Here is a 20390-nt window from a genome sequence, read left to right on the forward strand (position 1 = left end):
AAATAATTGTATTTTTACGGTTCAAAATTCAGAAAATAAATGGGCAAAATCATTGCTATTGCTAATCAAAAAGGAGGCGTTGGAAAGACTACTACATCAGTAAATCTTGCTGCCTCATTAGGTGTTTTAGAAAAAAAAGTATTATTAATCGACGCTGATCCTCAAGCCAATGCAACATCTGGCCTTGGAATTGACGTAGAAACAGTTGAAGTTGGAACTTATCAAATACTTGAACATACTGTAACACCAAAAGAAGCCGTTTTAAAATGTACAGCTCCAAACGTTGACGTGATCCCTGCTCACATTGACCTTGTTGCTATCGAAATTGAATTGGTTGACAAAGAAAACCGCGAATACATGCTTAAAAAAGCATTGGAAGAAGCAAAAGAAGAATATGATTATATCATTATCGACTGTGCACCTTCTTTAGGTTTGTTAACCTTGAATGCTTTAACAGCAGCAGATTCTGTTGTTATTCCTATCCAATGTGAATATTTTGCACTTGAAGGATTAGGAAAATTATTGAACACTATTAAGAGTATTCAAAAAATCCACAACCCAGATCTTGACATTGAAGGTTTATTATTAACAATGTACGATTCAAGATTACGTTTATCAAATCAGGTTGTAGAAGAAGTTCAAAAACACTTTAACGATATGGTTTTTGATACTGTAATTCAGCGAAATGTAAAACTAAGTGAGGCTCCAAGTTTTGGAGAAAGCATCATTAATTATGATGCGACAAGCAAAGGTGCCGTAAACTATATTCATTTAGCACAGGAAATTATAAAGAAAAACAGTAAATAGTTTTTATGACAAAAGTAATTAAAAAACAAGCCTTAGGAAGAGGATTATCTGCCTTATTAAAAGATCCGGAAAACGACATCAAATCAGTAGAAGACAAAAATGCTGACAAAGTTGTTGGAAACATCATTGAGCTTGAAATAAGTGCGATTGAGATAAATCCGTTTCAGCCTAGAAGCAATTTTAATGAAGAATCATTACGCGAGTTAGCCACTTCTATTAAAGAACTTGGTGTAATTCAACCTATTACTGTTCGTAAATTAGATTTTAATAAATACCAGTTAATCTCTGGAGAGCGTCGTCTTCGCGCGTCTAAACTAGTAGGCTTAACTCACGTTCCTGCTTATATTCGTATTGCAAATGACAACGAATCATTGGTTATGGCTTTGGTTGAAAACATCCAACGTCATGATTTAGATCCAATTGAGATTGCTTTATCATACCAACGTTTAATCGACGAAATTCAATTAACTCAAGAACAAATGAGTGAAAGAGTGGGTAAAAAACGTTCGACAATTGCCAACTATTTGCGTCTTTTAAAATTAGATCCGATTATCCAGACTGGTATTCGTGATGGTTTTATTAGCATGGGACACGGTAGAGCAATTATCAACATTGAAGATTTAGACGTTCAAACCGATATTTACCAAAAAATCGTTAGCCAAAATCTATCTGTTCGCGAAACAGAAGCTTTAGTTAAAAATTACCACGAAGGTTTACAGCCAAAAGCAGATGGAAAGCCAAAAGCAGATGCTGCATTCGTAGTTAGAGAAACTCAAAAAAATTCTTTCAACGATTATTTTGGATCAAAAGTTGATATAAAAGTCGCTGGTAACGGAAAAGGAAAAATTACAATTCCATTTAATTCTGAAGCTGACTTTAACAGAATTATGAAATTAATAAACGGATAGTGAATAAAATTGTCCCCATTGGTCTATTGTTCTTTCTAACAGGAACCGTTTCTCTTTTTGCCCAGGTAAAAGAAGACACGGTTTTGGTCGTAAAAGACACCACATCATTAGAAGAAATAGATCCGCTTACACCAGCAAAAGCAGCTTTTTACTCTGCAGTTTTACCTGGTTTAGGTCAAGCATACAACAAAAAATACTGGAAAATTCCATTGGTTTACGGAGCAATCGGAACAAGTTTGTATTTCTACATAGACAACAATAAAAAATACCATGACTATCGTGACGCCTACAAACGAAGATTAGAAGGTTATAACGATGACAATTACAAATATCTGGATGATAGCCGACTTATTGCTGGACAAAAATTCTACCAAAGAAATAGAGATTTATCTGCTTTATTTGTTGTCGGATTCTATGTTTTAAACATAATCGACGCCAATGTTGACGCTGCGTTGATACAATTTAACGTAAACGAGAGACTTTCAATGCGTCCAGAAATTTATCCTGCCGATGTAACATTCAAACCAAACGTGGGTCTAACTTTTAATTATAAGTTCTAATAGATTGAATTCTATTTAAAAAATCAAAAAACAAATCATAATGAAAATTGCGCTTTTAGGATACGGAAAAATGGGTAAAGTAATCGAAAGAATTGCTTTAGAAAGAGGTCATGAAATAGTTTTAAGAAAAGATGAATTTAACACCTATGACGGGCTTTCAACAGCCGATGTTGCCATCGATTTCAGCGTTCCATCAGCAGCAGTGAGCAACATTTCTGCATCTTTTAACGCTAATGTCCCTGTGGTATCAGGAACTACTGGTTGGTTAGAACATTATGACGAAATGATTGCACTTTGTAATGAGAAAAAAGGAGGATTTATTTCAAGTTCGAACTTCAGTTTGGGAGTAAATATTTTCTTCGGACTAAATGAATATTTAGCTAAAATCATGAAGCAATTCGATTCTTATAAAGTTTCGATGGAAGAAATTCACCATATCCACAAACTTGATGCTCCTAGCGGAACAGCTATTTCTTTAGCTCAAGGCGTTATCCAAAACAGCGACTATGCAAATTGGACTATGGATGAAGCAAAAAAGAATGAAATTCATATTGAAGCAAAAAGAATTGGAGAAGTACCCGGAACACACACTGTAAATTACGATTCTGCTATTGACAGCATCGAAATTAAACATACTGCTCATAACCGCGAAGGTTTTGCCCTTGGAGCTGTCGTTGCAGCAGAATGGCTAGCAGGAAAACAGGGAATTTTCTCTATGAAAGATGTACTAAACTTACAATAATTGACCAAAATTCAGGATTATTAAATACTTGAATTTGAAACTTAAAATACAATATTATGACACTTTACTCTTGGTTCGTATTTTTCTTAGCCGTTCAAATTATTCATTTTCTTGGAACATGGAAATTGTATCTGGCAGCAGGAAGAAAAAGCTGGGAAGCAGCAATTCCGGTATACAATTCTATCGTCTTAATGAAGATTATCGGACGCCCAACATGGTGGACATTACTACTTTTCATCCCGATTATCAACTTGATTATGTTTCCAGTTATTTGGGTGGAAACACTAAGAACCTTTGGCAAAAAATCAACCTTAGACACTATTTTAGGACTTTTCACATTCGGTTTTTACATCTATGTTGTTAATTATACTCAAAAGTTAGAGTACCATAAAGACCGCAAATTAACTCCTGAAAATAAAGCAGCAGATACTGTTAGCTCTTTATTGTTCGCCATTATAGTCGCAACTTTAGTCCATACTTATGTTGTACAGCCTTACACAATTCCAACATCATCTTTAGAAAAATCTTTATTGATTGGTGATTTCTTATTTGTAAGCAAATTAAACTACGGCCCTCGAGTTCCAATGACAACTGTTGCATTACCAATGGTTCACGACTCTATTCCTTTAACTAAAAGTAAATCATATTTAAGCTGGCCACAATTACCTTATTTTAGATTGCCAGCTATTCAGAAAATAAACCGATGCGACATTGTCGTCTTCAATTGGCCTGTCGATACAGTTCACTATTTCTTTGAACCAAAAGGAAGACCGGGTGTTATCAAGCCAATTGACAAAAAATCAAACTATGTAAAAAGATGCGTTGGTATTCCTGGAGACAGCTTATCAATAAAAGACGGTTATGTTTTTATTAACGGAAAAAAACTAGTTTTACCTGAAAGAGCAAAACCTCAGTACTCATACGCTGTAGCATTAGACGGAAAAACACCTATTGACTTTGAAACCATTTTCAAAGAATTAGATATTACGGATCCAGCTGGTTTTAGAACTGAAAAAAGAGACACTCTTTATTTAGGCGCATTAACAGAAGCTGGAGCAGAAAGATTTAAACACACTCCAGGAGTTACTGCTGTAATTAGAAAAGTTGACACAGGAGACAACAACGACATTTTCCCTCACATCAACAAATGGAACCAAGACAATATGGGACCTATTTACATTCCTGAGGCAGGAAAAACAGTTGCTCTAACCAATGAGTCTCTTCCATTCTACAAAGAGATCATCACCAATTATGAAGGAAATACATTAGAATTGCAAGGTTCAAAATTTATAATTAACGGAAAACCTGCAACAACATATACCTTCAAACAAAACTATTACTGGATGATGGGAGACAACCGTCATAACTCAGAAGATAGCCGCTATTGGGGTTATGTTCCAGAAGATCACATTGTAGGAAAACCAGTTTTCATTTGGATGAGCTGGGATACTAACGGAAAAGGCATCAATAAAGTTCGCTGGAGCCGAGTGTTTACAACTGTAGATGGTGAAGGCCAGCCTCAATCTTACTTCAAATACTTCTTAATTCTTCTAGCTATCTATTTTGTAGGAGATTTTATTTGGAAAAAAAGAAGAGAGAATAAAGCATAATTAAAAAAAAGTTATTTTTGTATCAGGTTTCAAGTTTCACGTTTTTACGTCAACTTGAAACCTGATACTTTTAAACTTGAAACAAAACGAAATGAATTCCTTAATACTTCCAACTTATTTTCCATCTATCAGTCATTTTGCCGTAATTGCACAATCTGAAAACATTACTTTTGAAATGGAAGATAATTTTCAGAAACAAACTAATAGAAATAGAACCTACATCTATAGTCCAAATGGAATTCAATTATTAAACATTCCTGTTAAGCATTCTAAAGCGACACATCAGAAAACAAAAGACGTTTTGATCGAAAATGAATTTGATTGGCAGAAACAGCATTTTAAATCGCTTGAAGCGGCATATAGAAGCTCTCCGTTCTTCGAGTACTTTGAAGACGATATTGCTCCTATTTTTGAGAAAAAACACCAATTTTTGATGGATTTAAACTTCGAAGTTTTAGACATTGTTACGAAATGTCTTAGAATGAAATTAGAATTTGGAAAAACAACAGAATATTTTCATGAAGTAAATGATTTTACCGATTTCAGATATTTGGCAAATGGTAAAAAAGATGCAAATTCTTTCGAAAAATACACTCAGGTTTTTGACGACAAACATGGCTTCATCAACAATTTAAGTGTTTTGGATTTACTTTTTAATGAAGGTAAGTTTGCAATGGATTATCTAAAAACACAGAAAATCATATAAGCTATGAATTATGAGTTATGAGTTATGAGTTAAAAGTAATGAGCTATGAATTCTCATATCGTCTTAACTTTTTACTTTTCACTTTCTGATAATAAATCATTCCACCAAAAGTCTTGTCATTATGGGATAATGATCTGAGTTTTCGAAATCAGAGAAACTTTCAAATTGCTTTACTTTCATTTTACTGTCTGTAAAAATATAGTCAATTCTTGCAGGATAATATTTGAATTTATAAGTAGCTCCAAAACCTTCTCCGGCTTCTTCAAAAGCATCTTTTAGCTTGCCTTTAATACTTCTATAAACATAAGAAAACGGACTGTTATTCATGTCTCCACAAATAATAATCGGATAATTGCATTTCTTAATATGCTCTTTAAAAATTTCAGCCTGTTCTTGCTGCTGTGTAAATCCTTTACTGATTCTAGCATAAATACGCTGTGATTTTTTCTGATTTACATTATCAATATCATCAGAAATCTCGCTTACATCTGGAGATATCTTAATGGATTGCAAGTGCATATTATAGACACGAATAATATCTTTTCCGCGCTTAATATCAGCATAAACAACATTATTATCTGATTTCGGAAAAACAATCTTTCCTTCGTCTATAATAGGAAATTTAGAAAAAATAGCCTGTCCCGTTTTAATTTTTTTACCATCAATAAAAATATAACGGTGCGGATATACTTTTAAATCTAAATGTGCAGAATTTGAATACTCTTGAATACATAGAATATCAGGATCTTTTTCGTCGATAAAAGATTTAATATTGGACGGAATATCATCACGATCCAGCCACTTAAAGACATTAAACAGACGAACATTATAACTCATTACAGAGAAATCCTTTTCGTCTTTCACATACTCTTTTCCAGAAAACTTATAAAACTTACTAATAAATGTAATTCCTGTTAGCAAAACCAAACCAGACAAAATAAGACGTTTTTTAAACTGAATTCCCCAATAGATAAAAAACAATATATTGGCCACAAAAAAGGCCGGCATAAACAAAGTAAGCACCGATAAAAGCGGAAAACTTTTAGGTGCTAAAAAAGGTAAAACATAGACGCTAAATGTAAGCACAGTTAGCACTATGTTCAAAAAGAACATTATTTTATTAAACCAAGAAAGGTTTTTCATATTTATCTCCTACAAGTTTATTTTCCAGCTTTAAATAAAAACTCTTTTTCTTCTTTTGTTAAGCAGTCGTATCCTGACTGGCTTATTTTGTCTAAAATTTCATCAATCTGTTGTTGCGTTTTATCTTTAGTAACAATTCTTGATGTGGTTTTTTCTGTAGGTTTTCTGTAATTTTTATGAACTTTTGTAAATGGGGTCGTAGGAGATTTTTTAAAAAGATTCGCAAAGAAATCTAAAGTTTTAGAAACGATAGCACTTAAATCGGTACCGTTTTGTAGCAATTTAATATAAACAAATCCGAAGAAGGCACCAGCTAGATGAGAAATATGCCCGCCCATGTTTCCAAGACGAAACTGCATCAAATCTAAAATTATAATAACAGCAGTAATATGCCAAAGCTTCACATTTCCAAATAGAAACAAGCGAACATTCATTAGCGGAGAATAAGTTGTTGTAGCAACCAAAATTGCCATGATGGCAGCAGATGCTCCAACAATGGAACCACCAATATTAGACAGATAAAAACTCAGCGCAAAAGCCACTCCTGCAAAAAGAGCACTTAAAAGATACAATCCTAAATATTGCTTTTGAGTAAAATACGTGAGAAACAAAGAGCTGGCAAAATTAAGCACCATCATATTAAACAACAAATGCAAAAATCCATCATGAAAGAAAGCGTACGTTAAAAAAGTCCAAGGTTTAAACATAAAAACCTGAGGATCTGAAGACAAAGCAATCCAACTTGGAAAATTAAAAAAACCATTTGAATAGTTATAGAAGAAAATAAGCGATACAATAAAACATGCTATATTCCAGTACATGACACGCATGGCAATACCTCCTAATCTATATTGTAATTTTAAATCGTCTAAAATATTCATAGAAACTCTTTTGTTTTAGAATTTGTACTTTAAAGTTAAAAATTAATTCCAACGGTTGTTATTAAACTGATTTTTTTTCCAGTACCACATCATTAAAAAACCAGTAATTGCACCTCCAACGTGGGCAAAATGCGCTATACCTGTACCGCCACCGCCAAACAAAGAAGTACCTTTAACACCTAAAAACAAATCCATTAATAAAAGCCCAGGAACAAAGTATTTAGCTTTGATTGGAACTGGGATAAACAAAAGTGCCAATTCTGCATTAGGAAACATAAAAGCAAAAGCAGTCAGCAAACCATAAATAGCACCAGAAGCTCCAACGACTGTTCCAATGTAAGCACTTGTAAATCCATCAAATTGAGCTGAACTTACTAAGCTTTGCCATCTCGTATCGATTTTTCCCTGACTTAAAATATTTAAGATATCCGCTTTATGAAATCCGTTTGCTGTCAATGTATTAATTGTATCCTCAAAAAAGTAATAATTTACCGCTGTATGAAGCAATGCTGAACCTAAACCACAAGAGATGTAAAAAAATAAAAACTTTTTACCTCCCCAAAAATGCTCTAAAGCAGATCCAAAAGAAACCAATGCAAACATGTTAAACGCAATATGCATAATTCCGCCATGCATAAACATATGCGTAATAGGCTGCCATACTCGGAAACTTGGATTTTCTGGAAAGAACATCGCAAAATACTCGTAAGACATTGGTACTAACTGAGAACCAATAAAAAATATAATATTAATAATAAGTAGTTGTTTAACTACTGGAGTCATATTCATCATAAAGCAAACTTTTTATCTATATCTTCAACACGCATGGTAATGAAGGTAGGTTTTTGAAAAGGTGAAATATTAGGATCTTTACAAGCAAACAATCCGTTTACCAAATTATCTTGTTCTTTTTCGGTTAAATAAGATCCAGTTTTAACCGCTAAACTTTTGGCCATTGACTTGGCAATTGTATCGTTCTGACTGTAACTATTTGCTGGAATTCCGTCTTGCAAATCACTTAATAATTGTTCGATTACCTGCGAGACTTCACTTTCTGTAATATTTACAGGGATTCCAGAAATTACAACATGATCGGTTTTGCTTTCGTCAAAAACAAATCCGGTAGTTTCTAAAGAAGGTTTTAATTCTTCTATTAATTCCATTTCAGATGCTGAATAAAACAAATCTAAAGGGAAAAGTAACTGCTGGCTCGAAGCTTGATTAACGGTCATATTCAGCAAAAATTGTTCGTACAAAATTCGCTGATGCGCGCGCTGCTGATCCACAATAATCATTCCTGATTTTATTGGCGAAACGATATATTTTTTATGAATTTGATACGTTTTCTGTGTTGCTTGTTCTACATCTTCATCATTAAACAAAGAAGAAGTCACTTCTTCATTTTCGAATGTGAATGGCGAGCTTTCTATGCTTTCTGGATTTTCGACATCTAAACCAACATATAAACTTTCCCAGCTTGTCGTTGGTTCTACCCTTTTGGAATAACCCGAATACGACATCCCAGAAGAAGATGATCCCGACGAAGATGAAAAAGAGCCCCGAACTATATCCTGATGATCCCGAAGCAGCTTTACTATAATGCTGATTGGTTTTATCATCAGTAAACGGATTAAAAGTCCCATCTACCTGAATCGTAGGCACTTCTGCCTCCATGTTTTTATAATGATACGGTGTATCCAAATTAGCATCCCGATCAAAATCTAAAACCGGAGCAACATTAAACTGCCCTAAACTATGTTTGATAGACGCTCTTAAAATAGCATACAATGCTTGCTCGTCATCAAACTTAATTTCCGTTTTAGTTGGATGTATATTGATATCAATTGTATTTGGCGGAACCTGCAGATACAAGAAATAACTTGGCTGAGAACCATCTTTCAGCAATCCGTCGTATGCAGACATTACTGCATGATGCAAGAAACTGCTTTTTATAAATCGATCGTTTACAAAAAAGAACTGTTCTCCTCTATTTTTCTTAGCAAATTCAGGTTTACATACAAAACCTTGAACGTTTATAATTTCGGTATCTTCATTTACGGGAACCAATTTTTCATTAGTTTTTCCAGACATAATACCAACAATTCGCTGACGATATCCTGCTGCCGGAAGATTGTACATCTCACTTCCGTTATGGTAAAAACTAAAATGAATATTTGGATGTGCCAATGCTACACGCTGGAACTCATCCATCACGTGACGAAATTCAACCGTATCGGACTTTAAGAAATTACGGCGAGCGGGAATATTAAAAAATAAGTTTTTAACCGCAAATGAAGTTCCTTTAGGCAAAACAGCCACTTCTTGCGAAACAAATTTACTTCCCTCAATTACAATGTGCGTTCCCAGTTCATCCTGATCCTGTTTGGTTTTCATTTCCATGTGCGCAATCGCCGCGATAGAAGCCAAAGCCTCTCCACGGAAACCTTTTGTTCCAAGCGAAAACAAGTCTTCTGCCTGGCGGATTTTGGAAGTAGCATGACGGGCAAAACACAAACGGGCATCTGTAACGGTCATTCCAACACCATTATCAATTACCTGAACTAGCGATTTACCAGCATCTTTTATAATTAATTTGATATCAGTTGCTTTGGCGTCAACAGCATTTTCTAACAATTCTTTTACAACTGAAGCTGGTCTTTGAACCACTTCTCCAGCAGCAATTTGGTTAGCAACGTGATCAGGAAGCAATTGAATAATACTCGACATTAAGCAAAAATAATTTTAAAGTTTAGATTAGGTTTTTTATAAACCAAGAAGTACAAATTTAGTGAATTTTGATTGGCTTTTAGAATAAGAATAATCATAAAAAAAACAAAAACTACAACAGTCTACAAAACAGAAGAATTGCAATTTATATTAATTCATTTTTGCAATTTCATCAAGTGTATAAACTTTATATTCAATCCCCATTCTCTTTGCATTTTCCTCAACTGTTGTAGTAAAACCAGCTTCTTTTCGCAGTTTATTAACTTTTTTTGGATTTTGAATTGGAGAAACGTAATTAAAAAATTCTTTCTTTCCGGTCTGTTTATTTGTAATTAATTTCCCTTGTCCTTGAGTTCCATAAATCTGCTCTTTACCTTGCTGAGTCAGATAACGATCTTCCATCATTGCAAAACGAGTAAACGCAATTTCTCCTTTTTTAGCAGCAGCTTCAATCAACGGCAAATATTTTGATATTTCTTTACTATGCTGAATAACATACCAGGCAGATTCATTTGTTGGTTCGCCTACTAAGCTTTTCCCGGGATAACCATACTCCAAAATAATTTTTTCAATCTTCTTCATATTGACAGAATCCTGCGCATTCATATGCATCCATATATTATTTTTGAAATTATTGTCGTCCTGCCTACCGAGTTCCTTTAAAATTTCTTTTTTTCTAATTTCTGTTGTTTCAGAATCGAGATATTCTCTAAGAATCTGATCTGATTTCATAATCGAATCCAATTCTATTTTTAAACTTTGATTGATTTTATTTTGAGCCAAAATAACTTCAGAAAATAACAACAATAAAATAAGAAGTAAAGGTCTTTTCATAATTCCAAAATTTGATATCAACTCAAATATAATATAATTCCAAATCCGATGCGACTTAACACAATCACAAAAAAAGCATAAAAAAACCTATACTTTAACAGTATAGGTTTTAATATTTTTTAAAACAAACGTGCTTATTCGTTTTCTATTTTTTTCGGAGAATCTTCAATTTGAATGGCTCCCGAAGCTAACAATGGCTGATTATAAACGTGAGCTATTGAAGCCTGCTGACGAATATAAGCCATTTTTATTGCTGCAATTGCCGCTTCAGTTCCTTTGTTTCCGTGAACTCCTCCACTTCTGTCAATAGATTGTTGCATATTATTATCTGTTAAAACACAGAAAATAACTGGAACATCAGTTTGAACATTCAAATCTTTAATTCCTTGTGTAACGCCTTCACAAACAAAATCAAAATGTTTAGTTTCTCCTTGAATTACGCATCCAATTACAATAACCGCATCCACATTTTGCGTCTGAAGCATTTTTTTAGCGCCGTAGATTAGCTCAAAACTTCCTGGAACATTCCAACGGATAATTTGTTGGGCAGGAACATCGCAATCAACCAAAGCATCAAAAGCACCATTGTAAAGTCCTTCTGTTATAGTGTCATTCCATTCAGAAACAACAATCCCAAACCGAAAGTCTTTCGCGTTTGGGATTGTGTTTTTATCGTATTCTGATAGATTTTTATTTTCAGTAGCCATCTGTAATATTTTAAATTTTTGATTTTAGAATTTAGATTCGTAACTACAAATCTACAATCTTAAATCTAAAGTCTAAAATTTTTATTGTGCTAATCCAATCAAAGCATCAACAGAAGCTGCTTCTGGAGTATTATCGTAATTATCTTTAATATCATTAAAGTATTTCAAAGCATCTTCTTTTTGCCCTAAAGCTAAAGCAGTTTTTCCAGCTTTTAACAAGAAACGAGGTGTTGTAAAATCGTTTTTGTTAGACTCAGCAGCTTTCACATAAAAATCTAAAGCTTCTTTTTGCTGATTTTTTTGAGAGTAAGCATCTCCTGTAGCACCTTTAGCTAAAGCGCTTAAAACTACATCTTCTGATTTAAATTCACCTAAATATTTAATTGCCTCATCAAATTTACCAGTATTTAAGTAAGCAATACCAGCATAGTAATTTGCTAAATTTCCAGCGTCAGTTCCAGAATATTCGTCAGCGATTTTAATAAATCCGAATTTACCTTCTGAACCGTTTAATGATAATTTAAATAATGAATCGCTAGAAACACCGTTTACAGCTTTTTCAAAGTTTTGTTGCGCAACAAACATTTCACTTGCAGCCTCTTCTTGTTTCGGAGTTGCTATAAATTTTTGGTAAGCCAAATATCCAATTGTAGCAACCGCGATACCAGCAACTAAACCAATAATGATTTTTTGATTTTTAGCCACCCAATCCTCAGTTCTTGAAGCTGTTTCGTCTAATTTTGAGAAAACTCCAGCTGTTGTGCTGTCTTTTTCGTCAATAACTACTTGTTGCTCTTCAGTAACCACTTCTTTTACTTCCTTTTCTTTTGGTGTCTTATATCCTCTTTTATTGTAAGTTGCCATTTAAAATTTATTTAGTGAACGGCAAAAATAAAATTTTTATTGAAACTGAGGTAAAAAATTTCAATTTTATCACTATTTTAAAAGAAATATTTTCACGATTCAGTTATGCTTTCGCAAAAGCGGTAAAATAAATAAGCCTAAGAAAGGGCTAAAGCCAATTATATCGATAATTTTCGGTAATTTGCAGCCTCAAATTTTTACTGCTCAAAAGCAGTAAATATTACACTTGGAGTCTTTACAAATGCATTTAAACAAAATCTCATTATTTAATTACAAGAACTTTTCTGAAGCAAGTTTTGATTTCGATATCAAAATAAACTGTTTTGTTGGAAAAAATGGCATTGGAAAAACTAATGTGCTCGATGCTATTTATCATTTGGCATACGGGAAAAGTTATTTTAATCCGCTTGCTGTTCAAAACATCAAACATGGCGAAGAGTTTTTTGTGATAGATGCCGAACTCGAAAAAAATGAGAGAACCGAGCAGATTATTTGCAGTTTAAAAAAAGGACAGAAAAAAGTTCTAAAGCGAAATGGAAAACCTTACGACAAATTCTCAGATCATATTGGTTTTATTCCGTTAGTTATTATTTCGCCGGCAGATAGAGATTTGATCGTTGAAGGAAGCGAAACGCGCCGTAAATTTATGGACAGTGTGATTTCCCAATTAGATGCTACTTATCTGCACGAATTAATACAATATCAAAAGGTAATCACACAGCGAAATGCACTTTTAAAATATTTTGCTTTGAATCATGTTTTTGACAATGATACCTTATCTATATATAACGAACAGTTGCAAGGCTACGGAAAATCGATTTTTGAAAAACGAAAAGATTTTCTAGAACAGTTTATACCTATATTTAATAGACACCATCAGGCAATAACGGGATCTGAAGAAAGTGTGCAATTGGTTTACGAAAGTCATTTGTTCGAAAAAGACCTTTTAACACTTTTGCAGGAAAACATCAATAAAGATCGCGCGCTACATTATACCTCTGTTGGAATCCATAAAGATGATTTGTCTTTTGAAATTGATTTGCATCCGATAAAAAAATTCGGATCTCAAGGTCAGCAGAAATCTTTTCTAATTGCTTTAAAATTGGCGCAATTCGAGTTTTTGAAAAAACAAAGCGGTGTAAAACCTATTCTTTTGTTTGATGATGTTTTTGATAAACTCGACGAAACGCGTGTAGCCAAAATTGTAGAAATGGTAAACAGCGAAACGTTTGGACAGCTTTTTATTTCGGATACGCATCCAGAAAGAACCGAAGCGATTGTAAAATCGACACATCAGACTTATAAGATATTCAATTTGTAATTCGGGAAATTTGGTACAATTTGTATCAGTTTTCAGAATTAATCACAAAATAGAAATCAGTAAATTAGCCTGAACAAAAAAACTTAAAAACAACTGCAATAAAATATATAAGTATTATGCTAACGAAAGAATCATTGCAATTTTTAGACGATTTAAAAAAGAACAATAACCGCGAATGGTTTCAGGAAAATAAAAAGCGATATGAAGTTTTTAAGAAAGATTACCATCAATTGGTAAGTGATTTTCTGGATGCCATGAAACCGCTTGATCCTTCATTGGAATTATTGGAAGTTAAAAACTGCACTTTCAGAATAAACCGTGACATTCGTTTTTCTAAAGACAAATCTCCTTATAAAGCACATTTGGGCGTTTGGATGTCAGCTGGTGCAAAAGGCGCAAATAGTGCCGGATATTATGTTCATATAGAAAAAGGTGCGAGTTTTATTGCTGGCGGATTTTATTCGCCTGAAGCGGAAGACTTAAAGAAAGTCCGTAAAGAAATTGCTTTTTTCTACGAAGATTTACAGGAAATTTTAAACGACAAAAACTTCAAGAAAGAATTTGGAAGTTTAGACATCAACGAAAACAATTCACTTAAAAGCATGCCTCGCGGTTACGAAAAAGACCATCCCGCAATTGAGTTTTTAAAATTAAAAAGTTTCACCGCAACTCAGGTTTATAATGTTTCTGAGGTGACGGAAAAAGATTTCGTAAAGAAAATGAGCCAAAAATTGATTGCTTTAAAACCACTAAACGAATTCATCAACCGCGCTTTGGATACTGAAGAATTTTAGTTTTATTTGCCACAGATTTCACAGATTCTTCACAGATTAATTTTTCGCAATTGCAAAATCATTTTAATCTTTTTAATCTGTGGCAAAAAACAACAACAGAATGAAAAGGAAAATACTTTTTCTTGGAGAATCTTATCGTGCTGATGCCATCACTTGGATGAAAGGTCTGAAAGAATTTGGTGATTTTGAAATTATTACTTGGGAACTTCAAACTTCTAACAACCATAGATTCAAACGTATTTTAGAGTATTTCTTCTCTCCTCTTTCTATTCGAAAAACAATCCAGAAAGAAAAACCAGACATGGTAATTGCTGAAAGAACCACTAGTTATGGTTTTCTTGCAGCAATTTCTGGCTCTAAAACCATTGCAATCGCACAGCAAGGACGAACCGATTTATGGCCTGAAGAATCTAAATTGTATCCTTTTAAGAGATTCATCCAAAAATATGCTTTCAAAAAAGCACATTTAATTCATGCTTGGGGACCTGTCATGGCAATTCACATGAAAGCTTCTGGAGTTGACATGAACAAAGTTCTGGTTCTTCCAAAAGGAATTGACTTGTCGCTTTTTACTCCATCAACAAATAATTCAAACAAAATTGAAGCAATTGTTACGCGCTCGCTTCAGCCAGAATACCGACACGATTCTATTTTAAAAGCTTTCGGAATCTTAAGCCAAAAAGGAATTGATTTTTCTTTGACGATTGTTGGCGATGGAACAAGACTGCAATATTTAAAAGATTTGGCGAGAGAGCTGCAAATCGAAAATAAAGTGATTTTTACAGGAAGAATCCCGAATACAGAACTTCCAAAATTACTGCAGCAATCCAATGTTTACATCAGCATGCCTACTACTGAAGGCGTTTCTGCCTCTTTATTTGAAGCAATGGCATGCAATTGTTATCCTATAGTATCAGATATTCCAGGAAACCAAAGCTGGATTACGCATCGAGAAAACGGGCAATTAATTACAATTGACGACACTGAAATGTTAGCCAATGAATTAATCTTGTCTTTTGAAAATCCCGAATTGCGAAACGAAGCGATTACTCGAAATAGAAAATTTGTGGAGGAAAATGCAAATTATTATATTAATATGAAGGTTATTTCGCAGAAGTATCATGAATTGATTAATCTGCGTGATATTTAAACGCAAAGTTCGCTAAGATTTACGCCAAGAACGCAAAGCTTAGCGAACTTTGCGTAAACTTTGTGCCTTTGCGGTAAAATACAACCACAAATAAATTATAATCCTTACTTTTGACTCATATTAAAAAGCCTTTTATTTATGGAAATCCAATCCAATTTTTCTTTAAAAAAATATAATACTTTCGGCATTGAAGCCAATGCCAAACAATTTGTTGCCGTTCACTCTATTGCTGAATTAAAAACAGTTTTAGAAGCAAACAAAAACGAGAAAAAATTCATTTTAGGAGGCGGAAGCAATATGCTTTTGACAAAAGATATTGACGCTTTGGTGATTCATATCGATTTAAAAGGCAAAAAAACAATTAAAGAAGACGGCGATTTTGTTTGGGTTGAAAGTCAGGCTGGAGAAACTTGGCACGATTTCGTACTTTATACAATTGATAATAATTTTGGCGGATTAGAAAATATGTCGCTTATCCCTGGAAATGTCGGTACAACGCCAGTTCAGAATATTGGCGCTTATGGAACGGAAATTAAAGACACTTTCGTTTCTTGCGAAGCCATGAATATTGAAACTCAGGAAATGAGAACTTTCAACAATGCTGAATGTAATTTTGGCTACCGCGAAAGCATTTTCAAACATGAAGTAAAAGACCAATATATTATTACTTCGGTTATTTTTAAATTGACCAAACGCAATCATAAAATCAACACCTCTTACGGAGATATTTTGGCTGAATTAGCCAAAAATAACATTACAGAACCAACATTAAAAGATGTGAGTAATGCTGTAATCGCTATTAGACAGAGTAAATTGCCAGATCCAAAAGAACTAGGAAACAGCGGAAGTTTCTTCAAAAATCCGATTTTATTGAAATCTGATTTTGAGAAAATCCACCAAAAATTCCCAGAAATGAAATTTTACGAAGTTTCAGAAACCGAAGTAAAAGTTCCTGCAGGTTGGCTGATTGAACAAGCTGGTTTTAAAGGAAAACGTTTTGGAGATGCTGGAGTTCATAAAAACCAAGCTTTAGTTTTAGTAAATTACGGAAACGCAACAGGACAGGAAATTTTAGCTGTTTCAAAAGAAGTTCAGAAAACCGTTTTTGAAAAATTCGGCATTCAAATTGAGGCAGAAGTAAATGTGATTTAAAACACAAATTTCACTAATTGCCACAAATTTAACACACTGTCAGACTGAGCGGAGTCGAAGTCTTTGCTATAAAGCATTTCGACTCCGCTCAATGTGACAAATTGTATAAACAACAAGATCATGTATACACCCAATTTATACAAAAATGAAAATCCTGAGGAAATCAGAGCTTTTTTGAAAGAAAACAGTTTTGGAATCCTGATTAATCAGACCAACGGAAAATTATGCGCAACTCATATTCCGATAGAATTGGAAATGAATGCTGACGGAAAAGAAATCTTGCAAGGACATATTTCAAAACTGAATCCGCAAGCCGAAGGCTTCAGAGAAAACGATCAGATTTTGGCCATTTTTACAGGTCCGCACAGTTACATTTCTTCTTCTTGGTACGATCACGAAAATGTGCCAACTTGGAATTACATAGCTGTACATGTTTACGGAAGAATCAAAATTGTAGATTACGAAACTTCTGTAGAACAACTGAAAAAACTTGTAGATAAATACGAAGCAAATTCTAAAAATCCAGTACGAGTTGAAGATTTATCTGAAAAAACAATGCGCGAAGCCAGAGGGATTTTTGGTTTTGAAATCGAAATTGACGAAATTCAAGCCACAAAAAAACTCTCCCAAAACCGCGACGATCATAATTACAAAAACATAATTTCGGAATTGGAAAAAACCGAAAACCCTCAGTCTATTGCTGTTGCAAAAGAAATGTCAAAATGCCGAAAGTAAATCTGCTTTAGCTATTGAAATTATCGAATTGATAAGTACATTTGCAGTCGCAGAACGTGAAAATTAATAGAATCAAATAAATCAGATGCTTATATACATATTTTACTTTTTTATTGCTATTGTCGTAGTTCAATTATTTTATTATTTAGGAGTCTTTGGGAAATTTGCTTTTGCTAAGCCACAGCAAATTAAGCCTAAAAATCTTCCAGTTTCTGTAATCGTTTGTGCTAAAAACGAAGAAGAGAATGTAAAAAAATACGTTCCGATTTTGGCACAGCAAGATTATCCAGATTTTGAAATTGTCTTAATCGACGATGCCTCTAGCGATGAAACTCTTGAAGTTTTTGAAGAATTTGAAAAAGAATTCTCTAATATCCGTTTGGTAAAAGTCGAAAATAATGAGGCTTTCTGGGGAAATAAAAAATACGCTTTAACGCTTGGAATAAAAGCGGCAAAGAAAGATTATTTGCTTTTTACAGATGCAGATTGTTTCCCAAGTTCAAAAGACTGGATTACCTCTATGACTTCTCATTTTACGATGAACAAAACAATCGTTTTAGGATATGGAGGTTATGAAAAAGTAGAGCGTTCGTTTTTAAACAAAATTATTCGCTTTGAAACAGTTTTAACTGCTATACAATATTTTTCTTGGGCAAAAATGGGACTTCCTTATATGGGAGTTGGCAGAAATCTTGCTTATAAGAAAGAAGAGTTTTTTAATGTAAATGGTTTTATTGACCACATTCAGATTCGTTCTGGCGATGATGATCTATTCATTAATCAGGCCGCAAATAAAACAAACACTACTATTTCTTATACGCCTGAAAGTTTTACCTATTCAAAACCTAAGACTACTTACAAGGAATGGTTTACTCAGAAAAGAAGACATATTTCTACCGCAGAACATTATAAGTTCTTTGACAAAATGCAGTTAGGCTTATTCTTCATTTCACAATTATTTTTCTTTTTATTAGTTATTGTATTATTAGCATTTCAATTCCAATGGATTGCCGTATTAGCAATTTTAGCAACACGCTATACGGTTGTATGGACCGTAATTGGATTTTCAGCAGGAAAATTAAAAGAAAAAGATATTAAAATTTGGTTTCCAGTTGTTGAGATAGCGCTTATATTAACGCAAATTAATATCTTTATAACTAATATCTTTTCAAAACCCGTATATTGGAAATAAATTCTAAAATAGAAAAAGCAAAAAAAGGCGATCAGATCGCCTTTACTTTTTTATTAGATCATTATTGGAATGAGGTGTATTCGTTTATGCTCAAACGAACCGAAAACGAAACCACCGCAGAAGATATTACGATAGAAACTTTCTCCAAAGCTTTTGACAAAATAGCTTCTTATAATTCAGAGTTTCAGTTTAACACCTGGCTTATTGCAATTGCAAAAAATGTCTATATTGATTTGCTTCGAAAAAAGAAAACCAATCTTTTTATAGAAATCACAGACAATGAAGACCAACAGGCATATAATATTGCCGACCCTACTCCATCTGCAGAAGATGCTTTAATTAAAGAACAGAATCTTTCTCGTCTGCTTCTATGCATCAAAGAACTTAAACCACACTACCAAGAAGTAATTCAGCTTCGTTATTTTCAGGAAATGTCTTATCAGGAAATTGCGGTTAAGATAAACGAACCCCTAAGCAGCGTTAAAGTAAAGCTTTTACGAGCTAAAAAATTATTAGCCGAAATTATCGAACGTAACAGATAATTTATTATCTTTAAATAAAGAATAAACAATTACTCGTTTTATTCTTAAAATAAACAGATTTCCATAATACTAAAACTACAACTTTTACGTTGTTAGCTCAAACCTAAACCTTTTTTGCGTATGATTTAAAGTTACTTAACCTTAAAACCCAAAAATTATGTCTAAATTAAGCATTTATGAAAACAAGTGGACCGATCTTGTTTTCGAGAACAAAAACAAAGAATACGGCGCTTATCAGCTACGTCAGGAGAATTCCAAAAACTCTGTTACAGCTCTCTTTATGGGTTTATTGTTAATAACAGCTTTAGGAAGTGCACCGGTACTTATTAGCAAAATTACGACTTCAACTGTCGAAGTTGAGCCAGAACCTAAGATCTACGAACCAACGATTGTACATGTTGATCCAATTGTTGTGCCGCCACCGCCAGCTCCGCCTGCACCTGTGGTTGAACATAGTACAGCTCCAAAAACAGATGCGGTACAGTTAACAAATCCTGTAGTTACGAGAACACAAGAGGCAGTTGAAAATATTGCAGCAAATACAGAAAATGTACCTGCTACAGATAATAATACAACTGGAAATGGGCCTGCAATTAATGCAATGCCTTCTTCTGCAGGAAATGGAGATGTTGCTTCGGTTGCACCGCCAACCAACGATCCTGTTTCAGTTGCGGTTCTGGATAAGCTTCCAGAATTCCCAGGTGGAATCGCGCAGTTTTACAAGTATGTTGGAAACAATTTCCGCAGACCAGAACTTGATGTAGAAAAAACATTAAGAGTGTATGTATCGTTTGTAGTTGAAAAAGATGGATCGCTTACTGACATTATGGTAAAAAATGATCCTGGTTACGGAGTGGGAAAAGAAGCGATTAGAGTTCTTAAATCATTGAAAACAAAATGGGTTCCAGGAATTCTAGACGGAAAACCAGTGAGAACTGCATACAACCTTCCTATCACAATAAAAACAGAAGTCGAATAATATAAATATTTTGAAAAGTGAAAAAGCAGAACTTAG

Annotated in this window: 20 protein-coding genes and 1 pseudogene; 14 read left to right on the forward strand and 7 right to left on the reverse strand. The window is 33.8% G+C overall.

The features are described from left to right. The first annotated feature begins 39 nt into the window (after window positions 1–39). From ACPWTF_RS08415 to ACPWTF_RS08440, 6 genes are all read left to right on the forward strand, one after another. Entirely contained in the window at window positions 40–807 is a 768-nt protein-coding gene (locus ACPWTF_RS08415; protein ID WP_427875130.1) for a ParA family protein, read from the forward strand. A 5-nt stretch (window positions 808–812) separates the two neighbouring features. Next, complete coding sequence (locus tag ACPWTF_RS08420) at window positions 813–1715, forward strand: ParB/RepB/Spo0J family partition protein (RefSeq protein WP_095929441.1); 903 nt, start codon at window positions 813–815, stop codon at window positions 1713–1715. Beyond that, entirely contained in the window at window positions 1715–2275 is a 561-nt protein-coding gene (locus ACPWTF_RS08425) for a DUF5683 domain-containing protein (RefSeq protein ID WP_095929440.1), read from the forward strand. The genes ACPWTF_RS08420 and ACPWTF_RS08425 overlap by 1 nt, the downstream gene beginning before the upstream one ends. A 40-nt stretch (window positions 2276–2315) precedes the next feature. Then, a complete protein-coding gene (gene dapB / locus ACPWTF_RS08430; protein ID WP_250837319.1) occupies window positions 2316–3017 on the forward strand; it encodes a 4-hydroxy-tetrahydrodipicolinate reductase in 702 nt (233 codons plus the stop codon). 56 nt (window positions 3018–3073) lie between these two features. Further along, the gene (gene lepB / locus ACPWTF_RS08435; protein ID WP_427875131.1) at window positions 3074–4627 is read left to right on the forward strand and encodes a signal peptidase I; all 1554 of its coding nucleotides are present in this window, start codon (window positions 3074–3076) and stop codon (window positions 4625–4627) included. Between the two features lie 91 nt (window positions 4628–4718). Then, window positions 4719–5333 (forward strand): WbqC family protein, encoded by a 615-nt coding sequence (locus ACPWTF_RS08440; RefSeq protein WP_427875132.1) that lies wholly within the window; start codon window positions 4719–4721, stop codon window positions 5331–5333. A 96-nt stretch (window positions 5334–5429) separates the two neighbouring features. Here the strand turns inward: ACPWTF_RS08440 and ACPWTF_RS08445 are convergent, their stop codons facing one another. From ACPWTF_RS08445 to ACPWTF_RS08475, 7 genes and pseudogenes are all read right to left on the reverse strand, one after another. After that, complete coding sequence (locus ACPWTF_RS08445; RefSeq protein WP_095929564.1) at window positions 5430–6446, reverse strand: endonuclease/exonuclease/phosphatase family protein; 1017 nt, start codon at window positions 6444–6446, stop codon at window positions 5430–5432. Between the two features lie 47 nt (window positions 6447–6493). Further along, a complete protein-coding gene (locus tag ACPWTF_RS08450; protein WP_427875133.1) occupies window positions 6494–7357 on the reverse strand; it encodes a rhomboid family intramembrane serine protease in 864 nt (287 codons plus the stop codon). Window positions 7358–7399: 42 nt separating this feature from the next. Continuing rightward, window positions 7400–8149, reverse strand: a complete 750-nt coding sequence (locus ACPWTF_RS08455; RefSeq protein ID WP_427875134.1) for a rhomboid family intramembrane serine protease — start codon at window positions 8147–8149, stop codon at window positions 7400–7402. After that, a pseudogene (mutL, locus tag ACPWTF_RS08460) lies at window positions 8146–10084 on the reverse strand (DNA mismatch repair endonuclease MutL). The gene ACPWTF_RS08455 and the pseudogene mutL overlap by 4 nt, the downstream one beginning before the upstream one ends. A 150-nt stretch (window positions 10085–10234) precedes the next feature. Further along, window positions 10235–10918 carry a DUF6624 domain-containing protein gene (locus tag ACPWTF_RS08465; RefSeq protein ID WP_427875135.1) on the reverse strand — a complete coding sequence of 228 codons (684 nt, stop codon included), beginning with the start codon at window positions 10916–10918 and terminating at the stop codon, window positions 10235–10237. Window positions 10919–11052: 134 nt separating this feature from the next. Then, the gene (gene ribH / locus ACPWTF_RS08470) at window positions 11053–11625 is read right to left on the reverse strand and encodes a 6,7-dimethyl-8-ribityllumazine synthase (RefSeq protein ID WP_095929433.1); all 573 of its coding nucleotides are present in this window, start codon (window positions 11623–11625) and stop codon (window positions 11053–11055) included. A gap of 81 nt (window positions 11626–11706) precedes the next feature. After that, entirely contained in the window at window positions 11707–12489 is a 783-nt protein-coding gene (locus ACPWTF_RS08475; protein WP_250837326.1) for a tetratricopeptide repeat protein, read from the reverse strand. A gap of 241 nt (window positions 12490–12730) precedes the next feature. Between ACPWTF_RS08475 and recF the strand changes: the two genes are divergently transcribed. The 8 genes from recF (at window position 12731) to ACPWTF_RS08515 (ending at window position 20354) form a co-directional block, all read left to right on the forward strand. Next, window positions 12731–13810: a DNA replication/repair protein RecF gene (recF, locus tag ACPWTF_RS08480; protein WP_427875136.1), complete on the forward strand. Its 1080-nt coding sequence runs from the start codon at window positions 12731–12733 to the stop codon at window positions 13808–13810. 116 nt (window positions 13811–13926) lie between these two features. Beyond that, a complete protein-coding gene (locus tag ACPWTF_RS08485) occupies window positions 13927–14604 on the forward strand; it encodes a DUF2461 domain-containing protein (RefSeq protein ID WP_427875137.1) in 678 nt (225 codons plus the stop codon). Between the two features lie 100 nt (window positions 14605–14704). After that, entirely contained in the window at window positions 14705–15754 is a 1050-nt protein-coding gene (locus ACPWTF_RS08490) for a glycosyltransferase (RefSeq protein ID WP_427875138.1), read from the forward strand. Window positions 15755–15892: 138 nt separating this feature from the next. Beyond that, window positions 15893–16906 (forward strand): UDP-N-acetylmuramate dehydrogenase, encoded by a 1014-nt coding sequence (murB, locus tag ACPWTF_RS08495; RefSeq protein WP_427875139.1) that lies wholly within the window; start codon window positions 15893–15895, stop codon window positions 16904–16906. Between the two features lie 120 nt (window positions 16907–17026). Further along, a complete protein-coding gene (locus tag ACPWTF_RS08500; RefSeq protein ID WP_427875140.1) occupies window positions 17027–17641 on the forward strand; it encodes an FMN-binding negative transcriptional regulator in 615 nt (204 codons plus the stop codon). 85 nt (window positions 17642–17726) lie between these two features. Next, on the forward strand, window positions 17727–18833 hold the full coding sequence (locus tag ACPWTF_RS08505; RefSeq protein WP_379801423.1) for a glycosyltransferase: 1107 nt from the start codon (window positions 17727–17729) through the stop codon (window positions 18831–18833). Continuing rightward, a complete protein-coding gene (locus ACPWTF_RS08510) occupies window positions 18824–19375 on the forward strand; it encodes an RNA polymerase sigma factor (RefSeq protein WP_095929424.1) in 552 nt (183 codons plus the stop codon). The genes ACPWTF_RS08505 and ACPWTF_RS08510 overlap by 10 nt, the downstream gene beginning before the upstream one ends. A 157-nt stretch (window positions 19376–19532) precedes the next feature. Next, the gene (locus ACPWTF_RS08515; protein WP_427875141.1) at window positions 19533–20354 is read left to right on the forward strand and encodes an energy transducer TonB; all 822 of its coding nucleotides are present in this window, start codon (window positions 19533–19535) and stop codon (window positions 20352–20354) included. The last annotated feature ends 36 nt before the right edge of the window (window positions 20355–20390 follow it).

Source organism: Flavobacterium sp. MMS24-S5 (genome assembly GCF_050320125.1).
GTDB classification, from domain to species: domain Bacteria; phylum Bacteroidota; class Bacteroidia; order Flavobacteriales; family Flavobacteriaceae; genus Flavobacterium; species Flavobacterium tyrosinilyticum.

Bases quoted from the DNA above. Each gene is read 5' to 3' on its own strand.
- ACPWTF_RS08455 (WP_427875134.1), bottom strand. From the start codon at position 8,149: ATGATGAATATGACTCCAGTAGTTAAACAACTACTTATTATTAATATT.
- ACPWTF_RS08515 (WP_427875141.1), top strand. From the start codon at position 19,533: ATGTCTAAATTAAGCATTTATGAAAACAAGTGGACCGATCTTGTTTTC.
- recF (WP_427875136.1), top strand. From the start codon at position 12,731: ATGCATTTAAACAAAATCTCATTATTTAATTACAAGAACTTTTCTGAA.
- ACPWTF_RS08420 (WP_095929441.1), top strand. From the start codon at position 813: ATGACAAAAGTAATTAAAAAACAAGCCTTAGGAAGAGGATTATCTGCC.
- ACPWTF_RS08490 (WP_427875138.1), top strand. From the start codon at position 14,705: ATGAAAAGGAAAATACTTTTTCTTGGAGAATCTTATCGTGCTGATGCC.
- ACPWTF_RS08445 (WP_095929564.1), bottom strand. From the start codon at position 6,446: ATGTTCTTTTTGAACATAGTGCTAACTGTGCTTACATTTAGCGTCTAT.
- murB (WP_427875139.1), top strand. From the start codon at position 15,893: ATGGAAATCCAATCCAATTTTTCTTTAAAAAAATATAATACTTTCGGC.
- ACPWTF_RS08440 (WP_427875132.1), top strand. From the start codon at position 4,719: ATGAATTCCTTAATACTTCCAACTTATTTTCCATCTATCAGTCATTTT.
- ACPWTF_RS08450 (WP_427875133.1), bottom strand. From the start codon at position 7,357: ATGAATATTTTAGACGATTTAAAATTACAATATAGATTAGGAGGTATT.
- dapB (WP_250837319.1), top strand. From the start codon at position 2,316: ATGAAAATTGCGCTTTTAGGATACGGAAAAATGGGTAAAGTAATCGAA.
- ACPWTF_RS08485 (WP_427875137.1), top strand. From the start codon at position 13,927: ATGCTAACGAAAGAATCATTGCAATTTTTAGACGATTTAAAAAAGAAC.
- ACPWTF_RS08505 (WP_379801423.1), top strand. From the start codon at position 17,727: ATGCTTATATACATATTTTACTTTTTTATTGCTATTGTCGTAGTTCAA.
- ACPWTF_RS08475 (WP_250837326.1), bottom strand. From the start codon at position 12,489: ATGGCAACTTACAATAAAAGAGGATATAAGACACCAAAAGAAAAGGAA.
- ACPWTF_RS08465 (WP_427875135.1), bottom strand. From the start codon at position 10,918: ATGAAAAGACCTTTACTTCTTATTTTATTGTTGTTATTTTCTGAAGTT.
- ribH (WP_095929433.1), bottom strand. From the start codon at position 11,625: ATGGCTACTGAAAATAAAAATCTATCAGAATACGATAAAAACACAATC.
- ACPWTF_RS08500 (WP_427875140.1), top strand. From the start codon at position 17,027: ATGTATACACCCAATTTATACAAAAATGAAAATCCTGAGGAAATCAGA.
- ACPWTF_RS08415 (WP_427875130.1), top strand. From the start codon at position 40: ATGGGCAAAATCATTGCTATTGCTAATCAAAAAGGAGGCGTTGGAAAG.
- lepB (WP_427875131.1), top strand. From the start codon at position 3,074: ATGACACTTTACTCTTGGTTCGTATTTTTCTTAGCCGTTCAAATTATT.